Raw genomic sequence first — 8237 nt, forward strand, 5'->3', positions numbered from 1 at the left:
CGCATGTCGATCGGCCGCACCAAGCGCCGTCAGGCGGCCGGCCTCCAGCAGCAGCAGGAGGGCATGATGGGCCAGCAGATGGACATGATGAACAAGATGATGCTCTGGTTCATGCCCATCATGATTCTGGCGACGGGCTTCCTGTGGCACATCGGCCTGCTCGTCTACATGGTCACCAACAACGTGTGGACCTACTTCCAGCAGAAGTACATCTTCGCCAAGATCGATCGTGAAGAGGCGGCCGAGCTGGAGGCGGAGAAGGAGGCCAAGCGCATCTCCCAGGAGAAGATGGCCCCCAAGGTCGGCGTCAAGCCGAGCAACCCGAAGAAGGGCGGCAAGAAGGCCCAGAAGAAGAGCCATCTTCCGGAGTCCCCCGTCGCCAAGAAACTCGACGAGGGTTCCGTCGCGGAAATTTCGACCGCCGAGGATTCCGCCGCAGTCGATGAACAGGTTGATGCCGAGGGTGCGACCGCGGCGTCCGGCTCCGCCGCTCCGTCCGTGAAGCCGGCGCCCGGACAGAAGCCGGCTCCGGGTCAGCGGAAGAAGAGCAAGAAGAACCGCAGAGGCAATCGGTAGCCGCTGACGCTTCCCGTCTACGCGAGTACGCGAGAACGCCCCACCGTTTCGGTGGGGCGTTTTTCGTGCCCGTACACTGGGGGCGTTGATCGGATCGGCAGTGAGCGGGCCACCATATTGCGTCCCGCAAATGACATGGCTGTCATTTCCGGGCCGCGCGTCCATGGATCTCTGCAGTGCCCATGGATGCCGGTGGATCCGTTGGACGTGTTGGGGGCTGAAGCTCCTGCTTCCGGAGGTTTTCCCTCGAGGTCAACCGTGCGATGTTTCACGTGAAACATTGCGGCATGGTCGGCGCTTCCGTACTCGAATGAAACGCCGGATGGGACGGGTCAGATCGAAGGCCTTGTCCGGGCATGACAGGGCATGCGTTCGCGCGAAGAAGACTCTAAACGACAATGGAGAAGACATGACGGAACCGCAGGATCACTCGCCTTTGGACCCCGTGGACCCGGTATTGGCAGCCGATGGTGACAATGGCAATCGGGCCGTGGACGGGGGTGCGGAGAACGCGGGTGCACGTCCCGACGCCGCCATTGCGAAAGCCTTCGGCGAGCGCGGTGATCTGGCGGATCAATACCACGCGTGGTTGGCGGAACACGCGACCGTTCGAGGCCTGATCGGACCCCGCGAGGTTCCCCGTCTGTGGGACCGGCACATCCTCAACTGCGCCGCACTCGCGGACGTGATTCCCGACGGGGCGACTGTCGCGGACATCGGATCCGGTGCCGGTCTGCCCGGTATCCCCCTCGCCATCGCGCGCCCGGATGTTCAGGTCATCTTGATCGAACCGCTGCTGCGCCGCACCACGTTCCTCGACGAGGTGGTCGCGGACCTTCAACTCGACAACGTCACGGTCATTCGCGGTCGAGCCGAAGAGAAGGTCGTTCGCAAGGCGGCGGGGCTTGTCGACGTCGTGACGTCCCGCGCGGTGGCTCCCCTGGGCAAGCTCGCGGGTTGGTCGTTGCCCCTCGTTAGGTCCGGTGGGCAGATGATAGCGATGAAGGGTTCCTCCGCGGCCGAAGAGATCGAGCGGGATGCGAAGCTCATCAAGAAGGCGAAGGGGCGTCAGCCCGTCATCGTCGAAGTCGGCAAGGATCTCTTGGAGACCCCGACGTACGTCGTGCAGATCCGGAAGCAGTAGAGAGAAGCCGGCGATGTTTCACGTGAAACATCGCCGGATTTCTCTATTGGGCCCACATGATGTTTCCCGTCCGAGTTTTTCTGCCCCGCCCAGGAGCTCATTGTTTCACGTGAAACATCGGGTTTCGCAGCGATTGCCTGCCCTCATGCTCGGCCATTGAGGGTGATCCGGAAGAAGGGCTAGAGTGAGAGCCGTACGATGGGCCCCGCGGGGGATCACCTCCCGGTGGTCCATCCCGCATGTGGACCAGGTGAATTTTGGTCGGATAGCCGGTGCGAAACCGGAGCTGAAGGGGATGTTTGATGGCCCGCAAGTCGTGGGAAGACTCGCCGATCGCCGCAGCCGCGCGAAGGGCGGCTCAGGTGAAGGGGCCCAATAAGCTCACGCTGCCGAAGCCGGAGGCGACGCGACGCATCGCGTTCGCGAATCAGAAGGGCGGAGTCGGCAAAACCACGTCCGCAGTCAACTTCGCCTCCGCTCTCGCGCATCATGGTCTGAAGGTTCTCGTCATCGACAACGATCCGCAGGGCAACGCGTCCACGGCGCTCGACGTCGAGCACCGGAGCGGCACCGTCTCCACGTACGAGGTTCTCATCGGCGAGGTTTCTCCCGAAGAGGCGATGCAGCAGTCCCCCGAGAACGAGAATCTCTGGTGCATTCCCGCGACTCTCGACCTCGCCGGCTCCGAGATCGAGTTGGTGAATCTCTTCAACCGCGAGCGTCGGTTGCGCCAGGCGATCACCGATGAGTTCCTCGAGGAGCAGGGGTTCGACTACCTGATCATCGACTGCCCGCCCTCCCTTGGCCTGTTGACGCTGAACTCGATGACGGCGGCCTCCGAGGTCATCATTCCGATCCAGTGCGAGTTTTACGCACTCGAGGGCGTCACCCAGCTGCTCAACAACGTGCAGATGATCAGGCAGCATCTCAATCCCGAGCTCCACATTTCCGCGGTGCTGCTCACCATGTACGACGGACGGACCAAGCTCGCGGACGAAGTCGCGTCCGAGGTGCGCCGTCACTTCGGGGACGCGGTTCTCCGCAACGTCATTCCCCGTTCGGTGAAGGTCTCGGAGGCGCCGGGCTACGGTCAGACCATCATCAGTTATGACCCGGGTTCCCGTGGTGCGCTCGCCTACATGGATGCGGCGAAGGAGCTCGCCGCCCGCGGCGATTACCTCCCCTCCCCCAGCAGCGGTGCCGTTGGCGTCGCCCCCGAGAATCAGTAGGCGAAGGACGACATCATGGCCCAGGAGAAGAAGGACACTCGCCGTGGAGGTCTCGGCCGCGGGTTGGCGGCGCTGATTCCGACGGCGCCCGAGCAGAACCCCGCCGTCGGCGAGGACGCGGCGGACATCATTTTCGGCCCGCGTTCGCGTCGGCCGGCGTCATCCGGATTGTCGGACGCGAATCCCCACGGCAACGTCACCGATGCGAAACTGAGCGATGGCTCGAAACGTCACAGTGACGAAACAGCGGCCGATCGCCGTTCCACTAAGAATCGTCACAGTGACGAAACGGACAATCGTCGTCACGCAGGCTCCGATGTTTCACGTGAAACATCGGAGACCAATTCCGGCCGCGGTTCAAAGCAGGCAGGTGTGAAGCAGGCGGAGTCGAAGGCGGCCGGAGCCAAGCACGACGGGGCCGGGCAGCGGAGTGCCGTAGGCGACGAGGCGTCCGAGTATGAGGCCACGGACATCGGCGCGTCGTACCGTGAAATCCCCATCCCGTTGATCGTCCCGAACCCGCGGCAGCCGCGCGAGGTCTTCGACGAGGAGCCTCTGCAGGAACTTGCGCATTCGATCCGCGAGTTCGGGCTCATGCAGCCGATCGTGGTCCGGCCCATCGGCGATGACGTCCGCGACAAGGCCCTCGCCGATGCCCGGGCCAAGGATCCCAACGCTCCGCAGCCGGAGTTCGAGATCATCATGGGCGAACGGCGCTGGCGCGCCAGCCAGCTCGCGGGGCTCGACGCCATTCCGGCGATCATCCGCGAAACGTCGGATTCGTCGATGCTGCGCGATGCGCTGCTGGAGAACATCCACCGCGTCCAGCTCAATCCCCTCGAAGAGGCGGCGGCCTACCAGCAGCTGCTCGAGGAATTCGAGGTGACGCAGGCGGAGCTCGCCGATCGCATCGGCCGTTCCCGTCCGGCGATCACCAACATGATCCGCCTGCTGCAGCTGCCCGTCGACGTGCAGCGACGTGTCGCGGCCGGGGTGCTCACCGCGGGCCATGCCCGGGCGCTGCTCGGCGTCAAGACGGGCGCCGAGGACCAGTCGTTGTTGGCCAATCGAGTGGTCGCCGAGGGGCTGTCGGTCCGCGCGACCGAGGAAGCGGTGACGCTGCTCAACCGTGGCGAGGAGGCGACGGGGCCGCGCAAGCGCGAGGCGCTCCCCCAGCCCGAGAAGCTCGGCGCATGGGCGGACCGGCTCTCCGACACCTTCGACACGAAGGTGTCGGCGACGATGGGCAAGCGCAAGGGACGCATCGTCATCGAATTCGGAGACCTCGAGGACTTCGACCGCATCATGTCGCTCATCGACGACGCCGGCAAGGCCTGAGTCGGCGGCCATGTCACCGGGATTCATCGGCCCCATCGATCTGGCGAACCGCCGGACGATCCACCCCGATACGATGCGCAGCCTCTTCTGGGAAGTCGAACCGGAGCAGGCGGCGTCGGCGATCGGCGATGGGCCCGATGAGACGCCGGATGCCGGGCCAGTGGCGAATCCGAACCGCGTCGTGGGCAACCCTTGGCGCAAAATGGGCCTTCAGGGCCATTCTCAGGGGCCGAGGGGCACTGCGGCGGGCCGAGGTCGTTCCGGGGCCGATGACGGCTCCCAGGACCCTCTGGCGCCCGGATCGGCCAACAACCGCACCCGCGCGGGCATGGACGCGGAGCTGGAGAAGGAGCTGTGGCTCAATCGCGTGCGCGTCGACTGGGGTGCCTGCGGCCTGAGCATGTCCGAGGCGACCGGCAAGGGCGTCATGGCCACGCTGCTGTTCGTACCGCCCCGTTTCGCGCCTACCTCGCGGCGCATGCCGACCGGCCCCGTGTCCGCAGATGCGGTGATGCTGACGAGCCTCCACATCGACCCGATAATGGCGGATCAGGGAATCGAGGAATCATTGGTCAACGCGGCCGTGACGCACCTGGCGGGCCGTGGCATCCGCGCCGTCGAGGCCTTCGGCTGCTCCGGTGACGGAGATGACGACGCCAACCTCATCCCACGCGAGGACATGTCGCTGACCGAGTCGATCCTCCACGCCGTGGACGCGCCGCGCACGCCGCACCGGTGCGAGTCGACCGCCCTGGGCGCCATCAATCATGGCGCCGGCGACGTCATCCCCACCCGGGTGCTCATCAACTCCGGCTTCACGGTGGTCGCGCCCCACCAGACGCATCCCCGGTTGCGCCGTGAACTGGACCCGGACCTCGACTGGGCCGCGGCCGTCTCGGATGCGCTGGACCAGCTCGTGGCCGCGCAGTTCTACGCGTCCTTCTCCGCTTCCAGGAGCTCGACGAAGCTGTAGGTGCCGGTCAGCGGCTGATCGTCCTCTTCCGTGAGGTAGAGGCGCTTGACGCCGACGACGATGGCCTCGGCGATCTGATCCCGGTGATCCGGGGTGGTCAGCACCTCGACGTCATCCGGATTGGTCAGGTAGCCAACCACGACCTCGACGGTGGGCATGCGGGTCAGCCGCATGAGATCCCATGTGCGCGCGTGCGTGCGGCAGTCCCCCAGGGGCGTGCGGGCGACGATCTCGCGCTGGATCAGGCCCGACAGCTGCTGGCCGAGGATCGAGTTGTTGCCCACCATCGACCCGAAGTAGAACGTGGCCAGTCCGGAGGCGCGCTCGTTCTGGTAGCGGTCGGCGCGCAGGGAGATCATCACGTCGGCGCCGAAGGCGTTGGCCATCTCGGCCCGCTCTTCGATGGACGGAGCGCCCGTCCGCGGGCGCGACAGGATGGTTTCTGCGCCGGCGGCGACCAACCGACCTTCGACGCGGGAGGCGAGATCCCACAGGATCTCCTCCTCGGTGATCGGACCGAAGGGCCCCTGGACGGTCATGCCGGGGTCGTCGGAGCTGCGGCCCGGGTCGATGACGACGCGCTTGCCCGACAACTTCGGGCCGGCGGCACGCACCTGCTCGCGCTCGCGCATGGCGACGTGCGACCCGCCCGTGACTCGGCGGCCGAGGTAGCTCAGCGCGCGGAACGTTTTGGGGCCGCAGACGCCGTCGGGCTCGAGGGCGTAGTTGAGCTGGTAATCGCGCACCGCGGCGTCGGTGAGCGGGCCGAAGTGCCCGTCGATGCGGGTGTCGAAGAACCCGAGATCCTGCAGGACTTTCTGGAGCTGCACGATGTCGTCGCCCGTCAACGGCCCCAGCGGATCGAAGGCCAGCACGCGGGCGCCGAGGACGTACGAGGCCTCGCGGAGGATCTTCAGCGTCGAGTCTCGGATCACGCCATCGGCGCGGATGCCGCGCGACTGCTGGAAGGCCAGCAGCGCATCGCGCAAATCATCGTCGAAGAGATCGTCGTCGCCGCTCCATTGCGGCGAGTCCTGCTGGATGGCATCCCCGGCGTAATCCGGCATCAGGCCAAGTCTGGCCAGCGTGGTGCGCACCTCCGCTACTCGCGGCGATCGCTCCCCCACCTGCAGATACTCCGGCACCGGGCGTCCCCTTCCTTGGCATGCTCCGATGGGCGACCCGAACGGTTGCCCATGGTCACACGCTACCAGTTAGAGCTGAGCTTCAACCTTGCGACGGATCTCGGCCTTCGGCTTGACGCCGACGATCTCGTCGACCTTCTGGCCGCCCTTGAAGATCAGCAGCGCGGGAATGGACATGATCTGGAACATCGCGGCGAGGGTGCGCTCGGCCTCGATGTCGCACTTGGCGATGACCGCCTGGTCGCCCATCTCGGCGGCCAGCTCCTCGATGACGGGGGCGAGCTTGCGGCAGGGGCCGCACCACTCTGCCCAGAAGTCGACGAGGACGGGCTTGTCGGACTCGATGACCGTGGACTTGAAGTTCGCGGCGGTGACGTTGACGACGGACATGATTCTCCTAAAAATAACTCGGTATTAGATTGGCGAAGTATATCAGGGCGGGTGATCGGGGCCCAGCCCCTTTCGGCGCCCGCCCCGGGTGCCGGGCGGCTCCTACCCCAGCGACGCCAGGTGGTGCTCGGCGTCGATGGCGGCGGTGCAGCCGGTGCCGGCGGCGGAAATGGCCTGCTGGTAGTGCGAATCGACGAGGTCGCCGGCGGCGAACACGCCCGGGAGCGAGGTGCGGGTGGACGGCGAGTCGACCTTGACGTAGCCGGACTCGTCCAGGTCGACCTGACCGGCGACCATCTGCGAGCGGGGGTCGTGGCCGATGGCGACGAACATCGCGGTGACGGGCAGCTCGGAGATCTCGCCGGTGACGGTGTCCTTCAGCTTCAGGGTGCTGACGGACCCGTCGCCCACGACCTCCTCGACGACCTTGTTGGTGGCGAAGCGGATCTTCTCGTTGTTGCGGGCGCGCTCCTCCATGATCGCCGAGGCGCGGAACTCGTCGCGGCGGTGGACGATGGTGACGGACTTGGCGAACTTGGTCAGGAACGTCGCCTCCTCCATCGCGGAGTCGCCGCCGCCGATGACGGCGATGTCGTGGTCGCGGAAGAAGAAGCCGTCGCAGGTGGCGCAGGAGCTGACGCCGTGGCCGAGCAGCTCCTGCTCGCCGGGGACGCCCAGGTAGCGCGGGGCGGCGCCCATCGCGAGGATGACGGTGCGGCCCTTGTGCTCCTCGTCGCCGACCCACACGGACTTCACGTCGCCGGTCAGGTCCATGCGGTCGACGTGCTCCATGCGCAGGTCGGCGCCGAAACGCTCGGCCTGGGAGCGCATCTGGTCCATGAGGTCGGGGCCCTGGATGCCCTCGGCGAAGCCGGGGAAGTTCTCCACCTCCGTGGTCGTCATCAGCGATCCGCCGAACTCGACGCCCTCGAACACGACGGGCTTGAGCTCGGCGCGGGCGGCGTAGATGGCGGCGGTGTATCCGGCGGGGCCGGAGCCGACGATGATGACGTCGTGGATGGTGTCGGACATGGGGGTGTTCCTCCTGCTGGGCGCTCGCTGTACCAGGGGCAGCCTACCCGGGGGCGCCGATCGTGCGATGCAGCACGGGCGCCGTGGGTTCTGCTCCGCACGTGTTCATGGTCAACAACACGGTGACGCGCCCGTGCATTCCCGCGGACAGCACGAACAGTTGGCCGACACGGTCGCCGTGGGCCATGGGCGCGGCGCCGAGCAGGGCGTTCTCGCTTTCGCCGTGCGCGGCCAGGCATTTTCCCGCGAGTCCGGGGTTGCGCAGTCCGCCAAAGTCGGTGCCCCCCAGTGCGTCCGCCACGGCGGGGCCGAGGGCGGCCAGGTCGATGTCCGGTTGCGCGGGGTCGGGTTGGGCAACCGTGCTTGACGACGCCCCGTCCCCCGCGTCGCCGACCGCGGTCGGCCGGTCC

General features: G+C 66.4%; 8 protein-coding genes and 1 pseudogene. 5 read left to right on the forward strand and 4 right to left on the reverse strand.

Translation table 11 applies throughout. From position 1 onward, the window contains the following. The 5 genes and pseudogenes from GX015_RS12730 to GX015_RS00310 all read left to right on the forward strand — a co-directional run. Nucleotides 1-339, forward strand: a pseudogene (locus GX015_RS12730) (YidC/Oxa1 family membrane protein insertase); the annotation flags it as partial. Between the two features lie 646 nt (nucleotides 340-985). Continuing rightward, nucleotides 986-1720 carry a 16S rRNA (guanine(527)-N(7))-methyltransferase RsmG gene (rsmG, locus tag GX015_RS00295; RefSeq protein WP_291341912.1) on the forward strand — a complete coding sequence of 245 codons (735 nt, stop codon included), beginning with the start codon at nucleotides 986-988 and terminating at the stop codon, nucleotides 1718-1720. Between the two features lie 302 nt (nucleotides 1721-2022). Next, on the forward strand, nucleotides 2023-2949 hold the full coding sequence (locus tag GX015_RS00300; RefSeq protein WP_291341913.1) for a ParA family protein: 927 nt from the start codon (nucleotides 2023-2025) through the stop codon (nucleotides 2947-2949). A 15-nt stretch (nucleotides 2950-2964) separates the two neighbouring features. Then, nucleotides 2965-4287 (forward strand): ParB/RepB/Spo0J family partition protein, encoded by a 1323-nt coding sequence (locus tag GX015_RS00305; RefSeq protein WP_291341914.1) that lies wholly within the window; start codon nucleotides 2965-2967, stop codon nucleotides 4285-4287. A 10-nt stretch (nucleotides 4288-4297) separates the two neighbouring features. Next, on the forward strand, nucleotides 4298-5260 hold the full coding sequence (locus GX015_RS00310) for a hypothetical protein (protein WP_291341915.1): 963 nt from the start codon (nucleotides 4298-4300) through the stop codon (nucleotides 5258-5260). On the opposite strand, the gene GX015_RS00315 is transcribed toward GX015_RS00310, so the two are convergent. The 4 genes from GX015_RS00315 to GX015_RS00330 all read right to left on the reverse strand — a co-directional run. Further along, nucleotides 5218-6405 (reverse strand): N-acetylmuramoyl-L-alanine amidase, encoded by a 1188-nt coding sequence (locus tag GX015_RS00315; protein ID WP_291341917.1) that lies wholly within the window; start codon nucleotides 6403-6405, stop codon nucleotides 5218-5220. The two genes, GX015_RS00310 and GX015_RS00315, sit on opposite strands and share 43 nt — an antisense overlap. A 69-nt stretch (nucleotides 6406-6474) precedes the next feature. Next, entirely contained in the window at nucleotides 6475-6798 is a 324-nt protein-coding gene (trxA, locus tag GX015_RS00320; RefSeq protein ID WP_291341920.1) for a thioredoxin, read from the reverse strand. Between the two features lie 99 nt (nucleotides 6799-6897). Then, on the reverse strand, nucleotides 6898-7827 hold the full coding sequence (trxB, locus tag GX015_RS00325) for a thioredoxin-disulfide reductase (protein WP_291341918.1): 930 nt from the start codon (nucleotides 7825-7827) through the stop codon (nucleotides 6898-6900). 43 nt (nucleotides 7828-7870) lie between these two features. Then, nucleotides 7871-8237: hypothetical protein (locus GX015_RS00330; protein WP_291341919.1), on the reverse strand; the 367-nt coding region annotated here is incomplete at its 5' end.

The sequence above is a fragment of the Corynebacterium sp. genome (assembly GCF_012837295.1).
Lineage (GTDB): Bacteria > Actinomycetota > Actinomycetes > Mycobacteriales > Mycobacteriaceae > Corynebacterium.